Here is a 16,866-nt window from a genome sequence, read left to right on the forward strand (position 1 = left end):
AAGACTCCCCCTAATCCGGCAGATTTCTGTTGACCTTGCACTTGAGTTTCCCTTTGCCCAGGGAGGCGAAACAGGCCATACAGGCTTCACATTCAAGGATGTCGGCCGTTTCACCGGCCAGTATCTTTGCCCCGGCTTCCGGATCACAGATCATCTGCCGGCCGATGGCCACCATGTCCGCCCCGTCCGCCAGTGCAGCCTCCCCATCTATCCGGGAATTCAGCCGCCCCACGGCAATGACGGGCAGGCCGCATGCAGACCGGATCCCACCGGCCAATGCCGTTACGTCTCCCGTGGCCTGGTCCTTGTCATAGGCGGATGTGGTCATCAATACCCGACGGCCATCTTCCTCCTTCCAGGTGCCGCCCACGGCAAGGGAAAGGTCCAGCACATCCACACCGGCCCCGGCCAGCAGCCGTCCCGCGGCCAGCGCATCATAGGTAGGCTGCCCCCCCTCCACACGCTCCACCGCATTAAGACGGAAAAAAATGGGGAAGTCCGCACCCACTGCGTCCCGGACCGCCGTTACCACCCGCAGGGGCAGGGCGGCCCGCCCCTCCACTCCGCCCCCGTATTTATCTTTTCTCAGATTGGTCAGGGGGGAGAGAAACTGGCTGAGCAGATAAAGGTGGGCCCCATGGATCTCCACCCCGTCAAATCCGGCCGTTTGCGCCCGGACAGCCGCATGGACAAAGGCGGTCACCAGGCGGTCCATATCCTGGGGCCCCGCCTCGAAGGGGGCAATTCCCGGCCGGCAGGCAATCCCCGACGGGGAGACCCCATTGCCCGGCAGTTCAAGGGGCCAGGCCTTGGCCCCGGCATGGTTGAGCTGGATCACTGCCTTTGCGCCTTCACCCTGGATGGTCCGGGCCAAATCCCCCATCCCGGGCACCTGGCTGTCCTCCCATAGCCCCAGGCTGCCCGGCACGATCCGCCCTTCCGGGCTGACCGCAGTGGCCTCCACAATCACAATGCCCATCTGAAGGGACCGGGCCTTATAAAACGCTAAAATCCCGGGGGTCACCTCTCCCTGTTCCGTTCCGTAGCCCGTGGTCAGGGGGGCCAGTACCAGCCTGTTCCTGACGGCCATTTCCTTTATTTTGAACTGGTCATCCAGTCGGTTCATCATTTTTCTCCCTTTTGAATATGTGCCATTGCCCGGCGGATAAATGAATATGAGATACGTTCCTGCTCCAGCCTCAGCCGGGGGGCGTGGCGGTTCCGGCGCAGGCCGTCATATACCCCTGCTTCATCCGGGGCCAGCAGGGGCAGCTCCCGGTTTGTGGGCGAGGATTCCTTCCCCCAGAGAAGTTTATGGGAAAGGAGTGTGGCCTCGTCCATGAGAAAGGAACGGGTTCCGGGAAAATGATGACGGCCCTGGTCCAGCATGGCAAAGCCGTGGGTATCCAGGTCTCCCCAATACCATATGGGTACCCCCTGCATCCAAGGGGTTTTGGATAAAACAGACAAACCGTATCCCAGTCCGATGATCACCACAGCCCCCGGAAAAGTGGGAAAGGAAAGGCCGGTGATCTCGTTTTCCACAATAAAGACGATATCCGGTTCAATGGAGAGACCGTAAAAATCCGCCGCAGGTATTTCCAGGTCCGACAGCCCCAGATTCGAAAGAGTCAGATCAAGGATGCGGAATCGTATCCGGGCCGGCTTGGGCCTGAAACCGAAACGGCGTTCAAATCCGGCCTTTCCCGTGGCATCCATCTCAATGGCCTCCGGGGGCAGCAATTCATCCAGCATCCGGGCCAGCCACGCTTTCCGGGCTTCCATGAATTTGGTGTCCACCCCCGGAATCTCGAGCTGGCGGAGATAGATACCGGGGCGGGGGTTGTTCCTCACCCATTGGGCCACGGCCAAAAGCCTGTCCCAATCCCGATCATGGGCCAGAATATCCATGGGCCTTTTTATCAACAGGCCGGACAACTCCGGAAACCGAGCGCTTATATATTGAAACAGTTTTTGGTACCGGGCCAGCTGCCCCTTTTTGTCAAGGTAGGCGGCCAGGGCCTCAACGGTATTAAACACCAGGGCCCTGGGAATTTTATTTTTTCCCAGGGTTCTATGGTTGACTTGTTTCCATTCAACATCAAAACCTGTAGCGGTTTCCGCCCCGGGGTGGGACCTGATGCCGGCCACCCAATTGCGGGCCGCCTCGAATTCATGGGTCAATTCCTTGGCCGTCGGTCCTTTTATAGGGATGCGAAGGGGGGAAAACCCTTCAGGCTGCACAGAGAGGCCAAGAAAGTGCCCCTGGTCCCATTTTTTTTTAAGACGGGACTTTATATCCCCATGGCGAGTCCAGGCGGTCATCATTCCCCGCCCTCATTGCCGGCCGAGCTCCGGTACTCCTCCACACTCATGTTCCTCAATCTGGCCTCCTGTCCGTCCCGGCTGTACACCAACCCCACCGAGGAGACATAAGGCTCTATAATATGGATCTTCTGCAATGGGGTAACAATGAGCAGCTGTAGGTTGAGCTTTTTGAACAATTCCAGACTGTACCGGGTGGATTCGTCGGAGCCCCTGCCGAAGGCCTCGTCTATGGCCACAAACCTGAAGGTCCGGGAACGCACCGCCCCCCATTCCAGGCCGAACTGGTAGGCCAGGCTGGCCGCCAGCACCGTATAGGCCAGTTTCTCCTTCTGCCCACCGGATTTTCCCCCGGAATCGGTGTAGTGCTCATATTCGCTGTGATCCTGGCGCCACCGCTCCGATGCCGCAAAAACGAACCAGTTTCGGACATCGGTGACTTTGCGGGTCCACCGCCTGTCAATGTCCGAAAAGCCCTCCCGCCCCCGGAACCGCCGGATCAGATTCCGGACCAAAAGGAACTTTTTTTCGGAATAATGGTTATCTTCCGAACCGGTCAGGGCCCCTTCGGTGCAGGCCTTGAGCTGGTCCCGGAAATCACGGATCTCCGTATCGCTGTTCGGCTCTGCCTCCAGCAGGATATACCGTCCGGGGTTATATTCGATATCGGAAAGGGAACGGTTGATCCTGTCGATACGCTCCCGGATGGTCTCCCTCTCCCTCAGCAGCTGGGACTGAAAATTGGCCACCTCCCGGATGGTGTTTTCATTGAGCAATGCCTTGAACCGGGACTCAAACCGGGGCAGGTTGTCGCTCTCAAGCTGTTCCAGCATGACGGCATATTCCGGCCCCGAGGCCACGGCATCATCCACCTCCCGGGTTTCCAGGGGAAAATCCCTGCGGTAGTCGGTCATGGTCCTGACGATCTTTTCCTCCAGCCGCCGGATCCGCTTGTCCAGAATCTTGATCTCCCCCTGGATGACCAGGCGCAGGTCCTGCTGCCGCCCGTCGCAGGATTCAACGGTCAGGGTATGCTTGTCAAGGCGCCGGCTGCGCAAGGTTTCAAGGGTGTCGAACATTTCATCCCACAACTCTTTCCCCATTGCCCTGGCCGGTTCCATCTCCCTTTCACAATTTTTCAGCCCCAAATCCGCCTGTTCACGGCGGGCTTCATTTTTAGCCCGGTCATTATAAATATCTTTTAAGTCCTGCTCGGCTCCGGCGATTTCCTCTTCAAGGCGCTCCAGGCGGCGGCCCAGGGTCTTAAGGATATCCGAGGTCTCTTCCAGCCGTTTTTTCTCATCTTCCAGCCGGGCGATCTCCCTGGAAACCGACTGCCAGTCCAGATCGGTAAAGGCCCTATACTCTTCCAGCCTGGCAAGATTTTTAATCCTTTCCCCCAAGGCCCCGTGGCGGGTCTTGAGATGGGCAATGGTGTCTGCGGCCTCCTGGATCATTTTCTCAAGATCCCTGCGGCGGGCGGTCAGGGTTTTGACTTTTGCCTCATTGCTCCACCCCAGGATATAGTGGGACCTGTCCCAGATATCCCTGCGGTCATCCTTTTCATGGCGGTTGCCCCGGGATTTTACCTGGCCAGCCCGGGTCACGGCCGTCCGCTCTTTTCGGAAAAGATCCATATCCTCGCAACAGGCATAATTAAACCGCCGGGCCAACTCTTTTTCCAGCCAGGAATAGAAGGGGGATTCCGATTTCAGGTTCAATTTTTTCACCAGGGAGAGGGGATGGAGGTCATATATCCCAGGTTTTTTATCCGTGCGGACCAGGTAATAAACCAGCCGGCCCTTAAGATGGGTGGCATCCACCCAGGCGGCCACATCCGGATAAAGCCTTTCCGGCACCAGCAGGGAGAGGCCGAAATTATGAAGCAGCCTTTCCGCGGCCCCTTCCCACTCCTTTTCATCCTCCCGGACCTGGATCAGCTCCCCGGCAAAGGGCAGCTCTTTTTCATCCAGGCCCAGGTGGGCGCAGAGCCGCTCCCGGATCCGGATCTGACGGATGTGGATATTGGTTTTCCGGCCGGAGAGGGAGGCCAGTTCCTGTTCCAATTCCCCGTGGACGGTATTGAGATCCCTGAACTCCACCTCGGCATCGGTGCGCAGATTCTGGATATCCGCCTCCTCCACGGCCAGGGTCTGGCTCAGATCCCGGGTGCGGCGGATATTGGCTTCAAACTCTTCTGCGGTCTCCACCGGAGACAGGTCCAGGGCCCGGGCCAGGTCGGCATAGCGCCGGGCCTGTTCCCGCCGTTTATCCTTTTCTCCCGTCCGCCTGCCGATCTCGGTTCGGAGCCGTTCCAGCTGATCACCACCGTTATCGGCGATGTCCTGCTTAAGTTCCTCACGGCGGGCGCGCCGCTCCCGCTGATCTATTTCCATGGCTGCGGCCCGCCGCTCCAGGCGGTCCTGCTCCTGGGTAAGCCTTAAGATCCGCTTTTCATACAACACCTTTTTATGCCAGGCAAAATAAGGGACCAGGGCCTCCCGGCAGGCCCTGAACATTTTCAATTCCCCCCGCTGGGCCCTGTGCCTTTCACAGTCCCCCACCAGGGGGGTCAGCCGCTCAATCTGTTTTCTTGCCTTTAATACGGCTTCATGGGCCCGGTTCAGGTCGTCAAAATGGTGGAGCAGATCATCAATGCGGGAGGTGAGGTCAAAGGGTTCCAGCATGTGCTCCCGGACAAAGGCGGTGAGATTGCCCACGGATTTCATGGAAACGGTCTGGTGGAAGAGGGCGAGGGCCTGGTCGTTTTCGATGCCGAACCGACGCCTGAAGGCGGCCCCGTATTTGGGAAAGGAGTCAAAAACATCCACACCGGATATTTTTTTCAATCGTTTTTTCAGGGTTCCGATATCCGGCCCGAAATTGCTGAAATCCTCCATCACGGAGAGGCTGCGGTCCGCCACAATGTAAAACCGCTCGGGCTGTCCCTTGGCCTCCTTTGTCCAGAACACCTGGGCCAGGGTAACCTCCTGGAGATAACCCCTGTTTTTGAACCGGCCCAGGATCACCGAATAGCTGTTCTGGTCCCTCAGGGCAACGGATCTGGCGGCATGGCCCATGTCGCTGCGCTCGGACTTGTAATACCCCCGGACATAGGACCTGAGGCTGCGCTCACGGGTGTCGGCGCCGGCCGCCTTATTATAGGCTATCCTGTTTGCCGGAACCAGCAAGGTGGTCACGGCGTCCACCAGGGTGGACTTGCCCGAACCGATGTCTCCGGTGAGCAGGCCGTTACGGCCCGCAAGATCCAGGCGCCATACCTTTTGGTGGAAGGTGCCCCAATTCAACACCTCAAGGGACTCAAGGCGGAAACCGGCCAGGGTGTCGTCCGGGGAGAAATCAAGGAGCCCCTGCTCCATTTTGTCAGCCTTCATGGTTGCCGCCCCCCTTTGTCTCCTCCCTGTCCATACCGGAGCCGCGGTATTCTTCCAGCCGCCTGTCAAACTCATGGAGCCATTGGGCATCCACAAAGGCCTTGAGGATGCGAACCACCTCAATCTTATCCTTCTGGCCCTTGAGGCGGCGGATAAACCCCAACTCCCCAATCTTGTTCAGGTGGGCGTTGATTCGATCCAGCATTCTGGCCTCGTTGCTTCCTTCCGGGAAAAAGACCTTGACCATGTCGGCGATCTCCTCCACGGAAAGGATGAGCCGAGTCTCCTCCCCCGAGGCATCATTTTCAGCCAATTTTTTACGCAGCAAGGCGATGATCAAACTCACGGGGTAGGAGAGTTTCCGTTTCCCCACAAGCCTGGGCAGAGGCTCCTCCCCCTCGGCCGGCTCCCGGGTCCTCAGCCAGGCATAGCCTTCGGAATCGTCCAGCATCAGCTCCAGGCCCAGGACCTGTACATAATCCCTCACGGCCATCTGCCCCTCTTCCAGGTCCCGCCAGAGGGCTTCATCCTTTTCCCGGAAAACCACCCCCTTCATCAGGCCGATAAGGGGCTTTGATATGTTCACCGGATAATCAGTACTCTCTTCCATAGCTCTACCTGTTGAAAATCACTTTATTAAATTCCGCCCGCAGTGACCTGCCCCGGCTGTCGGTCCAGAGGGCATGCTGGGTCTCGTTTTCATCAAACACCGCTTTTTCATCCTCTCCGGCAATACTCAGATATGCCACCAGCTCCGCCAGCCCCTTTTCCAGGGGATGGTCTTCAAGGATATCACCCAGGCTGACCTGGTCCCGGGACTGAAGGTGTGACCGGATCACCCCTTTAAGTTTGAGCTTATCCACAAAGACCCCGGCGGTAAGCATCTCCGAGGGAATATCCGACCCGTCGCCCAGGGATACGGTTTCATTGATCACCGGCTTGATCGGAAAGGTGTACATGGGCCGTTCCATGGGCAGGGAAACCGACGGGGCGGGAAGGTCAATGGATATGAAATCATTGCCCGGGGGCTCATCCTTTACCCTCACCCCTTGGGTTTCAATGCTCTGTATCACCTGCATGATACGTTTATTCTCAAGAAAGGCCTGGTCGTCCAGGTACCGCCGCAGCTGGCCCGAAAGCTTGGCCACGGTGCGCTGGGTATGCTCCCCGGCCTCCAGCCAGTCGTAGTGGACCCTTTTTAGGCGCAGGTCCGGGGCCAGTTCCTGCACCGCATCCAGCTCGAACACCCGGTGGAGCAGGCCGGACAACTCTTCCTGCCGGGCCGGTGACATGAGCAGATCCCAGAATGAATTGAAGCTTTTGCCCTGGTCGGACTCGGCGATAACATCCCGTTCCCCGAAAAAATCCTCCAACAGATCCCCCTTGCTGCCCTCCCACAGGGCGATCTGCTCCCGGGTCTTACGGTCCAGCCGGCGGAAATTATACTCTACTTCCCGAAAATCGCTGAGCAGCTCCCTGGCGGTTTTCTGGACCTGGAAGAACCGATCCTTCAGGGCCGTATCCCCCAGAACATCCATCTGCCCTGCCCTGGCCCGCTCAAGCTCGGCCTCTATCCGGGCCTTCTCCTGCTCAAGGGCGGCGATCCGATTCTCGGCATCCTCTTCCGAGCCCCGGACCATCTGCCGCAACAGCTCGAATATGGTCATCAGCCTGGATTCTGTGCCGATAAAGGCCCGGCTTACCAGGCCCTCCAGCCAGAACAGAGCCTTTTCCACCCAGGGCATGAGATCGTAATGGACCTCGTCGGATGCTTTGGGATAGAATTTGCGAAGCCAGCCCTTATCGTCCGAGGCCCAATCATCTAGATAGGCTTCCGCCGTCCGGGGAAAAGCATCCTCCCCTTCGTTCTCCCTGAGGACAAAAAGAAAATCCTCCAGGGCCGAGGCCAATTCCGCACGGCTTAAGGAACGATGGTTGGGCACAATAAAGGCCCGATGGAGAAAGGAGGCAATCAGGGGAGCATGGTCGGCCACCAGCAGCCGCCAGGCCGGGTGGTTCTTTCTTAGGGATTTTAATGTGTGGTAGTCAAATGCCATGGTGATTAATTGATCATTTCTCCGGATTGTGCAAGATTCTCTTGCACCATTAATCATGCTCACCTTCTGAATACCCCGGAACAGGATCTATTGTCGTGTATGCCTGCTTTGAATGTGTAGGAGTCTGAGGGAAGGCCAGGGCCAACTTCCCTTTATCAAGCAGGGGTTTGATGGTATTTTTCCTGAACGCTTTTGATTCGCGGTTCACCAGCCTGCACAACACCTGCTGGGTCAAATAATATGACTCACAGACGGTTAAAACGATGTCGGCCATATCTTTTTTATTCACCCGTTTTTTATTCCGGGCTTTTTGCGCTAGGGTCATAAGCCTGTCTGCAATGTCGTCCGAAACCCTCTCAAGGTCGTCTATCAAGGGTTTTCCAAGTTCCTTGATAATCAGGCAGCCGGTTTGATCACGCTCGTTATGACCCAAGCTCCCGCCGTTATGACCCAAGCTTATGACCCTAGCGTCCTTATCTGCTAGGGTCATAACGGAACTGTCCGAAAATATCTGGTCGGCACTGGGAAATTCCCGGCCCCGAAGATAATATACCGTACCCCGCCCCCGGCCCGTGGATTCAAGGAGGCCTTCTTTCATCAGCCTTTGAAATGCCAGGGTCAGATCATGGGCATGGTCCGTTGAAATTTCAGTCATCCGACGGTGGCTGATCACCTCCTCCGTGGCTGCCGATGCCAGTATAAGTTTTTCCAGCTCCGGGAGATGATCAAATTCATCTCCGATGGACTGCCTCAATTCATTAACAACTTTTTCCGGAAATAGATCCAGCATCCGGAGTTCAAGAAGGGTTTGTTCAAAGGGCTGCTCTTTTTCATACAGCACCGGGCTGCGCCAATGCTGGCTGTCCCATCCCTGGTAAATTTTAGGAATACCGCTGCCGGCCTGCTCCCCAAGCCCGATATAACGAAACATCTGGTGAATCCGGCGGTTTCGGCAATCACTGTCACCGCCCTGGACGGCGATCTCTTTGGGGATTCGCATCAGCCCCGGATTCCTGAATCCGAACATATCCGGCCGTTTGACAATCAGTACAGAGGCCCTTTCCGTATAGTCCGCATGGACAAGGCTGTTGACAAGAGCTTCACGCAGAGACTGATGAACCAGGGTATCATCCCTGCGAAGATCTTTTTCAAGTTTAAAAGGGACTTTCAGGTCGGCGGTCAGTTTGGTAATGACTTTTCTGTAAAAATCAAAAAGATTCCCGGACCAGGAGCCGTCCAGGGTCAGCCGGTCAATCCACCGGGTATCGGCTTTGGCATCTGGCCGCTCCTGATAATCCAGCATGTAATTGGGGAATGCCTCTTGGATAGCAGGCAGTTGACCGAACATGAGAAGTCCGGCCCGTGTCAGCGCACCGATCCCGGATTCCCTGTCCTTTCTCCACCCGCCGATGTTCTTCAAAAAAGCCACCGGCTCCAACTGGTTCCAGGGATGATCCGGCTGCAGGTTCATATACAACTGCCGGTAGGCATTGAAACTGTCCAGATCAATATCTTCAATGCCGAACCCTTTTAACAACTCAGCATCCCTGCCGTCCTCGACCTGTTCAGCCATCATCCGCCTGACGGTCTCTTCCCTGCAGATCAGATCTCCAGTCTCCCCCCTTTTGTAGGTGCCGGTCAAGGGGTTGTTATTGATGAATACCGGCTTTTGTTTTCTGGCGGCCCGGGGCACAGAGATCTGAATCAAGGTCTTGCCGTCTATTTCCAGCAGCCGTACATCTTTTTGCCCCAGCAGACAGACACTGACTTTTTTAGGATCATTCAACAGGCTCCACAAATCATCGGTTACCTTCTGCGGCCTAGTGATCCCTTTGACCTTGAACCCAGTTTTGGTTTCCTTTAACCCGAGAATCACATCCCCGCCGTAGGAATTGGCAAAGGCGCTGTAGGTAGGCCAAAAATCCTTGGGCAGCTCCCCTTTACCGTCTTTGCCTGCGGCCAGCTTGCACTCGATCTCATAGGTTTCGCTCAGGGCTGAGATGTCATCTAAGGTTTTGATTTCAAGCATGGGGCCTCCGATTACTCAAGCATAAAAAATCAATAAGCATTAACCGATTTCCTAGTGCTTTATTTCAACTAATGTCTGACATTGCAACCAAAGAATGAAAATGTGATGTTAAACAGGGCACCCGTCAAAACAACTTAAAATATCTGTCAAATACATATTTTCTATTCCGTTTGTTACCGGTGTATTCAACGATGAACGGCTCTGCTTCCAGGGTTTTTAACACATTGCGTATTGTTCTGAGCGTCATTGACAGGAATTTTTCGATTTCTTTCACATTTAATAAGGGTTTTTGATAAAAAAGCTCTAAAATCCTATTGGCATCCTCCAAAAGTACATTGATGGCGGGATCATCCCAAATCCAGGTTCTGTTAATTCTTTTCGGAGAAAAACTTTTATACTGATATTGCTGTTTATACTGCCCTGCTTTAAATTCCTTTAAATTCATTATATACTCGATTTCATTCCCTTGATAATTTCATAGGGCAATATATCAGCTTTTTTTCCGCACTCAAATCCATACGGAAAAATATCGCCTTTTTTTCCGCATGGAGTTTGATAGTAGGGTAATAAATCGAACCTAAAAGATGGGTAACGACAGAACCAACACCTTTAATTGACAAAGGAGGTCCCATGTATCTTCCGGAAAAATACAAAACTTTTTCTTCAGACTATCCAGAAATTTTTAAGGCGTACAAGGAAATGGGCACCCTGATAAGGGAATCCGGCCCATTGGACGAAAAAAGTCAGAACCTGGTAAAGCTGGGCATAGCCGTAGGTGCCAACTCCAGGGGCGGGGTGATGTCCCATACCAGAAAGGCCCTGGATTCGGGCGCCACCAAGGAAGAGATCAAGCACGCCGTGCTCCTGGCCCTCTCCACCACGGGCTTTCCCAATATGATCGCGGCCATGTACTGGGCCGACGAGGTGCTTCAGAAAAGCTAAAGGATCTGGGAAAGGGACGCCAGAAGATGTGAAAAGCGTTTTCCGCCCCTGGAATTGGCTTTGTAAAATTCAATACAGCGCCGGACCAGGTCCAGCACCGCTTCATGGGTAAGAATACCCGCCACCTCCAGCCCCAGTCGGGGATGGCGGCCCAGGCGGCCGCCCAGAAGCACCCGGTAGCCGGTGCTGCCGGTATCCAGGGTGCCGGTGGGGCAGGCGCCCATGCATTTGCCGCAGGCCAGGCAGGCGTCCATATTTATTTTTGGCCCCGTATCCTCCAGGACAATGGCCTGCTCAGGGCAAGTCTCCACGCAAACTTCGCATTGGGAACAGGGGGCCCCTGTGATGCCGGGGAGGGCTGCGCCGATGATGCCGATGTCCGTAATCTGGGGACGGGAGCAGGCATTGGGGCAGTCGGAGATGGAAACCCTGAATTCGTGGTGAAACTTGAGGCCGCCCTTGACCTCTGATTTCAGGAAATCCAGGATCTGGGCATTCTCCATCAGGGCGTGGATATCTTTGACCAGTTGGGCCGTGGACGGGGCCACGGAGTTGGGGCAGCCCGCCCCGCCGAAGCAGGCGGAGACATCATGGCCCTTGATTTCGCTTTCCATCCCCTCCTTGGAGAGAAACTTTTTCTTCAGGGCCTGGACATCCCCCAGGGTGACCTTGCCCCCGCCCTTGTCCGCGACAAAGGTTTCCACCCGTTTGCGGACTTTTTTCCGGATAAAGAAGGGAACCTTTTTGATGGCGGCATCGGCCTCTTTTTCCCAGATCAAGAGAGGATTTCCCCCCTGGCCGACACTGTCACTTCTTTAAAAGGAATATCCATTCCGGATTTTTCCAGGGCCTTTTTAATGATCCCGGCCATGCCCGAACAGCAGGGTACCTCCATCACTACTGTCGTGACGGATTTTATGCCGGACTCGGCAAAGACATCCGCCAGTTTGTCCACGTATGCCTGGGCATCGTCAAACTTGGGGCAGCCGATCATCACCGCCTTACCCTTGAGGAAGTCGGCGTGGAAGGAAGGATAGGCCACAGGCACGCAGTCGGCGGCGATGAGCAGGTCCGCCCCCCGCAGGAAAGGCGCACCGGCAGGCACCAAACGGATCTGTACGGGCCAGTGCCCAAGGGCGGAAGGTCCGCCGGAGGCGATTTCCTTTCCCCCGGCCAAACCGGGGCCGGCCATGGGAAAGGTTTTTATTGCGGCGGAGGGGCAGCCGCCGACAGGAGCGGATTTTTCTTCAGCCCCCTGGGCCTTAAGCATCTCTTCCACGGCTTCCTCGTCAAATTCGTCCGCCTCCCGCTCTACCAGGGCCAATGCCCCCTGGGGGCAGTCCCCCAGACAGGCGCCCAGGCCGTCGCAGTACTTGTCCGCCACCACCTTGGCCTTGCCATCAATAATCCGGATGGCGCCTTCGGCACAGGAGGGAACACAATTGCCGCAGCCGTCGCATTTTTCTTCGTCTATTTCAATGATTTTACGCATTACTTTCATGGTATATCTCCTTCAGACACCCGGCCGGCGCAACCCGGCAAGGTCCTGTTGTTTACTTTATTCTTCGGCCCTGATCAAGACCTCTTTTGCCAGGGCCCGTCCTGACGGGGTCAGGTAAAGGCGGTCGATCTTTTTTGAAAATGATTCCGGGTCCACTCCGTTCTTTTTTTCGCACTCGCCCATGTTGACCAGCATGTCGGCGTCGTAGAGCACCTTGAAATTAAGGGTGTCATTTTCCCGGGGGCTGTGGTGGTGGCCGACAATATCGCAGACCTCCTCAATGAGTGGCGGCTTGGCCCCCAGCTTTTCCAGCAGGGCCTTTGCCACGGGCGGGCCTTCAATCTCCTGGTATTTGGCGGCGGAAGAGTTGTATTTTTCCTCGGCATTCTTGATGCCGATGTCGTGGAGGTAGGCGGCGCAGAGCACAACGGCCAAGTTGGCCTTTTCCTGTTTACCCAGTTGTTCGGCGTATCGGGCCACCTTTGAGGCATGGCCGATCCGTTTGAAATCCCTGCCGAAGTACCGTTTCATTTCCACGGCCACCCGGTCCTTGAGCAGGTCTTCCCGCTGGGCTACAAATTCTTCGGGAAGGGTGCCCAGGCATTGTTCGGCAAATTGGCAATAGGCGGCGCAGCCGAAATCCATCTTTGGATTAACGATTTTTTTCCTGCAGCCCGGACAGCGCCGGGTGGCATCGTCCTTAAAAAATTCCATGGGGTGGCCGCATTCAGGGCATTGGGTCTCAAATATGGCATCGGCATTCCAGTATTGGGTATCCTGTCCCGGGCATTTCATGGTATCGCCCTCCTATCTGCTTATTATTCCAGGTTGTCGGGCCGGGCAGGGGGAATCTGCCCGGCCCCGGTTAATTATCTGCCTGCCATGATGGCGGCCACGTCGGCATCGGGTTCGGTAATGGGTTTGATGTCAAAATTTTCCACCAGCACCTTCAGCACGGTGGGGGAAACAAAGGCCGGCAGGGTGGGCCCCAGGCGGATGCCCTTGACGCCCAGGTGAAGCAGGGCCAGGAGAACGGCCACGGCCTTCTGCTCATACCAGCCGATGTCAAAGGACAGCGGCAGCTCGTTGATGTCCTCCAGGCCGAATACCTCTTTGAGTTTCAGGGCGATGACGGCCAGGGAGTAGCAGTCGTTGCACTGGCCGGCGTCCAGTACCCTGGGAATACCGCCGATATCCCCCAGATTCAGTTTGTTGTATCTGTACTTGGCACAGCCCGCAGTAAGGATAACGGCGTCCTGGGGCAGTTTTTCGGCGACTTCGGTGAAGTAGGCCCGGCCCTTCTGGCGGCCGTCACAGCCGGCCATGACCACGAAACGTTTGATGGCGCCGGCCTTTACGGCCTCCACCACCTTGTCGGCCAGGGCCAGGACCTGGTTGTGGGCAAAGCCGCCCACAATCTTGCCGGTTTCGATTTCCGTTGGGGCGGCACAGGATTTGGCCCGTTCCACAAGGGCGGAGAAATCCTTGGCCCCGCCGTCGGACCGGTCCCCAATGTGGACGGCGCCGGGGTAAGAGGGGACGCCCGTGGTGTACAGCCTGTCCAGGTAAGTGTTTTTCTTTTTCAGGGGGACCAGGCAGTTGGTGGTCAAAAGAACGGGGCCGTTAAAGGACTCGAACTCTTCGTTCTGGTGCCACCAGGATCCGCCGTAATTGCCTTTGAGGTGGCTGTATTTTTTAAAGGCCGGGTAGTAGTTGGCCGGCAGCATCTCTCCGTGGGTGTAGACGTCCACCCCGGTGCCCTGGGTCTGTTTTAAAAGCTCTTCCATATCTTTAAGATCATGGCCGGAGATGAGTATTCCAGGATTTGTGCCCACGCCGATGTTGACCTCGGAGAGTTCGGGGTGGCCGTAGGCCGTGGTGTTGGCTTCGTTCAGGGCGGCCATGGTGGTCACGGCGATTTCCCCGCATTTAAGAACCAGGCCCACCATCTCGTCCACGCTGAGGTCCTTGGTGGTGGAGGCCAGGCCCTGGATCATGAAATCCCAGATCTCCTGTTTTTCCACCCCCAGGACGGCGGCATGGTCGGCATAGGCGGCCACGCCCTTGAGACCGAGGACCAGCAGTTCGCGAAGGGAGCGGACATCTTCATTTTCCGTGGCCAGAACCCCCACGGTTTCAGCCTTGGCCTGGAAGGTTGCGGCATCGTCGGAGAACCAGGTGGCGCTGTCATGGAGATCATCGCCCAGTTTATCGCCGGCAGCAGCGGCCAGCTCTTTTTTTATTGCCTGGGCCCGGTTGATCCATTCCACCAGATTATCATCGTTGAAATTGGCATTGGTGATGGTGGTGAACAATGCATGGCTGATAAACAGAGGGACAGAGGCGGGGACGGATATCCCCGCAGCCTTTGACTGCTCAGCAATCACTGCAATGCCCTTAAGGTTGAAAATCAAAAGGTCCTGCAGGTTGGCGGTGGAGTTTTCTTTCCCGCATACGCCCTTAACCGTGCATCCCTGGTTTTTTGCCGTTTCCTGACATTGAAAACAAAACATTGTGATTTCTCTCCTTATATTAATGTTGACGGACAATTTATCCTAAAAATCAGGCTTCATCTTTACATCCTGATTTGAACCTACTATAGAAATGGACACAAAACCTTGATCTGGATCAAGATGAACACTTTTTTATTCTTTTGGGCGGAATAGAAGCGAACTCACTGAACAGGCAGAGGATATTCTACCATTAAAATATTAAAATCCATACCGCTTTTCTCCGGCTTGTCCGAAGACCAGTTGAGAACCATCTCGGACCGGGCAAGGGAACTGACCTTCGGCCGGGGGGAGATCATTTTCCAGGAAGGGGAGAGGGGGGATGGATTCTATATCGTGGGAACCGGAAAAATAAAGGTCTTTAAACTCTCCTTTGAGGGAAAGGAGCAGATCCTTCACATATACGGCCCCGGCCACACCTTCGGCGAGGTCCCGGTCTTCGAAGGCAAAAGCTTTCCCGCCTCGTCCATGGCGCTTTCCCCCTCAAAGATCGTCTTTCTGCCCAGGGATGCCTTTGTGGAACTGATCACCGAGTCCCCTGCCCTGGCCATGACCATGCTGGCCGACCTCTCCAGGCGGCTGCGGGCATTCACCGTCCAGATCGAAAACCTCAGCCTCAAGGAAGTGCCGGCCCGGCTGGCCGCATATATCCTCACCCTGGCAAAAGAAGAGGCCCCTGAATCGGGAGATCTGCCCGGTCAAGTCACCCTCCCCATCTCCAAGGCCCAGCTGGCCAACCTCATCGGCACCACCCCGGAAACCGTCTCCAGAATCTTTAAGAAAATGGGGGAGGCCGGGTTGATAAAAGTCCAGACAAAGGATATTCTGATTGAAGATCCAGACGGACTTGCGGAACTCTCGGACATGGGCCGCCTTTAATTTCTGCTGCACGCTTATACCTTATTTATCATCCATTCCGGAAAGGGGAGGCCATGGGCCATCCTAAAAAATATGCCGTTTTCGGCGACGACCTCGATCCGGCCGCCCTGGAGCAGATGGACAATGCCATGTCCCTGCCGGTGACCGTGAAAGGGGCGCTCATGCCCGATGCCCACAAGGGGTACGGCCTGCCCATCGGCGGGGTCCTGGCAACGGACAATGCCGTCATCCCCTATGCCGTGGGGGTGGACATTGCCTGCCGGGTCAAGATGTCCGTGCTGCCCATTTCTTTTAATGAATTTGAGGGGCTCAGGGGAGCGCTGAAAAAGGCCCTGGAAAACGAAACCCGGTTCGGATACGGACAATTCTTCAAACGGCCCAAAAACCATCCGGTGATGGATGAAGACTGGCAGTTCTGCTCCACGGTGGCCGGGCTGAAGAACAAGGCCTGGAAACAGCTGGGCACCAGCGGGGCCGGCAACCATTTTGCTGAATTCGGCCGGCTGGCCCTCTCCTCCCCTGCCCTGGGTCTGGACGCCGGGGATTACATCGCCCTGATCACCCATTCCGGCAGCCGGGGAACCGGCGCCGCCATTGCCAGGCACTATTCCACCCTGGCCCGGAGCCGCTGCCCCAAACTGCCGAAAGCCCTGAAACATTTGGCCTGGCTTACCATGGGCAGCCAGGAGGGTGAAGAATATTTCAGGGCCATGACCCTCATGGGCAAATATTCGGCGGCCAACCACGAAATCATCCACGGGGCCATTTTTGCCGCCTTTGGCGAGTCCCCCGTGGCCACTGTGGAGAACCATCACAATTTTGCCTTCAAGGAAAAAATCGGGATGCAAAAGGTCATTGTCCACCGCAAGGGTGCGGTGCCGGCGGCCAGAGGGGTGATGGGCATCATCCCCGGTTCCATGGCCGATCCTGCTTATATCATTAAAGGAAAGGGCAATGAAGATGCCATTAATTCGGCGGCCCACGGGGCCGGCCGGGCCATGAGCCGCACCGCCGCATTCAAACGGTTCACCCGCAAGGACCTGCAGAAAATCTTGACAAAAGCCCGTGTCACCTTAATTTCTGCTGGACTTGACGAGATACCAATGGCATATAAAAATATTGACCAGGTGATGTCCCGGCAAAAGGGTCTTGTTGAGACATTGGCAACATTCGAGCCCCGCCTGGTCAAAATGGCTCCTGCCAAGCCAAGAAAATATCGTTAATTTAC

14 protein-coding genes are annotated in these 16,866 nt (G+C 55.9%); 3 read left to right on the forward strand and 11 right to left on the reverse strand.

Annotated features, from left to right (window positions below; translation table 11 throughout):
- Window positions 1-10: 10 nt before the first annotated feature.
- From HUN04_13565 to HUN04_13595, 7 genes are all read right to left on the reverse strand, one after another.
- On the reverse strand, window positions 11-1,129 hold the full coding sequence (locus tag HUN04_13565) for an NADH:flavin oxidoreductase (protein ID WDP90667.1): 1,119 nt from the start codon (window positions 1,127-1,129) through the stop codon (window positions 11-13).
- Entirely contained in the window at window positions 1,126-2,325 is a 1,200-nt protein-coding gene (locus tag HUN04_13570) for a hypothetical protein (GenBank protein WDP93286.1), read from the reverse strand. The genes HUN04_13565 and HUN04_13570 overlap by 4 nt, the downstream gene beginning before the upstream one ends.
- Window positions 2,325-5,705, reverse strand: coding sequence for an ATP-dependent exonuclease SbcCD, C subunit-like protein (locus HUN04_13575; protein ID WDP93287.1), 3,381 nt, complete (start codon window positions 5,703-5,705; stop codon window positions 2,325-2,327). Before HUN04_13575 ends, HUN04_13570 begins: the two co-directional genes overlap by 1 nt.
- A gap of 4 nt (window positions 5,706-5,709) precedes the next feature.
- Window positions 5,710-6,330 carry a DUF4194 domain-containing protein gene (locus tag HUN04_13580; GenBank protein ID WDP90668.1) on the reverse strand — a complete coding sequence of 207 codons (621 nt, stop codon included), beginning with the start codon at window positions 6,328-6,330 and terminating at the stop codon, window positions 5,710-5,712.
- 4 nt (window positions 6,331-6,334) lie between these two features.
- Window positions 6,335-7,777, reverse strand: coding sequence for a DUF3375 domain-containing protein (locus tag HUN04_13585; protein ID WDP90669.1), 1,443 nt, complete (start codon window positions 7,775-7,777; stop codon window positions 6,335-6,337).
- 49 nt (window positions 7,778-7,826) lie between these two features.
- Complete coding sequence (locus tag HUN04_13590) at window positions 7,827-9,806, reverse strand: putative DNA binding domain-containing protein (protein WDP90670.1); 1,980 nt, start codon at window positions 9,804-9,806, stop codon at window positions 7,827-7,829.
- Between the two features lie 124 nt (window positions 9,807-9,930).
- Window positions 9,931-10,251: an HTH domain-containing protein gene (locus tag HUN04_13595; protein WDP90671.1), complete on the reverse strand. Its 321-nt coding sequence runs from the start codon at window positions 10,249-10,251 to the stop codon at window positions 9,931-9,933.
- Window positions 10,252-10,436: 185 nt separating this feature from the next.
- Here HUN04_13595 and HUN04_13600 point away from each other — a divergent pair, with 185 nt between their 5' ends.
- The gene (locus HUN04_13600) at window positions 10,437-10,748 is read left to right on the forward strand and encodes a carboxymuconolactone decarboxylase family protein (protein WDP90672.1); all 312 of its coding nucleotides are present in this window, start codon (window positions 10,437-10,439) and stop codon (window positions 10,746-10,748) included.
- Here HUN04_13600 and HUN04_13605 read toward each other — a convergent pair.
- The 4 genes from HUN04_13605 to hcp form a co-directional block, all read right to left on the reverse strand.
- Window positions 10,745-11,527, reverse strand: coding sequence for a 4Fe-4S binding protein (locus HUN04_13605; protein ID WDP90673.1), 783 nt, complete (start codon window positions 11,525-11,527; stop codon window positions 10,745-10,747). The genes HUN04_13600 and HUN04_13605 overlap by 4 nt on opposite strands.
- Window positions 11,524-12,249 (reverse strand): 4Fe-4S binding protein, encoded by a 726-nt coding sequence (locus HUN04_13610; protein WDP90674.1) that lies wholly within the window; start codon window positions 12,247-12,249, stop codon window positions 11,524-11,526. The genes HUN04_13605 and HUN04_13610 overlap by 4 nt, the downstream gene beginning before the upstream one ends.
- A 57-nt stretch (window positions 12,250-12,306) precedes the next feature.
- A complete protein-coding gene (locus HUN04_13615) occupies window positions 12,307-13,044 on the reverse strand; it encodes an HD domain-containing protein (GenBank protein WDP90675.1) in 738 nt (245 codons plus the stop codon).
- 74 nt (window positions 13,045-13,118) lie between these two features.
- Window positions 13,119-14,762 carry a hydroxylamine reductase gene (gene hcp / locus HUN04_13620; protein ID WDP90676.1) on the reverse strand — a complete coding sequence of 548 codons (1,644 nt, stop codon included), beginning with the start codon at window positions 14,760-14,762 and terminating at the stop codon, window positions 13,119-13,121.
- Window positions 14,763-14,951: 189 nt separating this feature from the next.
- On the opposite strand from hcp, the gene HUN04_13625 reads away from it, so the two are divergent.
- Window positions 14,952-15,638 (forward strand): Crp/Fnr family transcriptional regulator, encoded by a 687-nt coding sequence (locus HUN04_13625; GenBank protein ID WDP93288.1) that lies wholly within the window; start codon window positions 14,952-14,954, stop codon window positions 15,636-15,638.
- A gap of 53 nt (window positions 15,639-15,691) precedes the next feature.
- Window positions 15,692-16,861, forward strand: a complete 1,170-nt coding sequence (locus tag HUN04_13630) for an RtcB family protein (GenBank protein WDP90677.1) — start codon at window positions 15,692-15,694, stop codon at window positions 16,859-16,861.
- Window positions 16,862-16,866: the final 5 nt, after the last annotated feature.

Origin of the sequence: Desulfobacter sp. (genome assembly GCA_028768525.1) — a bacterium.
Lineage (GTDB): Bacteria > Desulfobacterota > Desulfobacteria > Desulfobacterales > Desulfobacteraceae > Desulfobacter.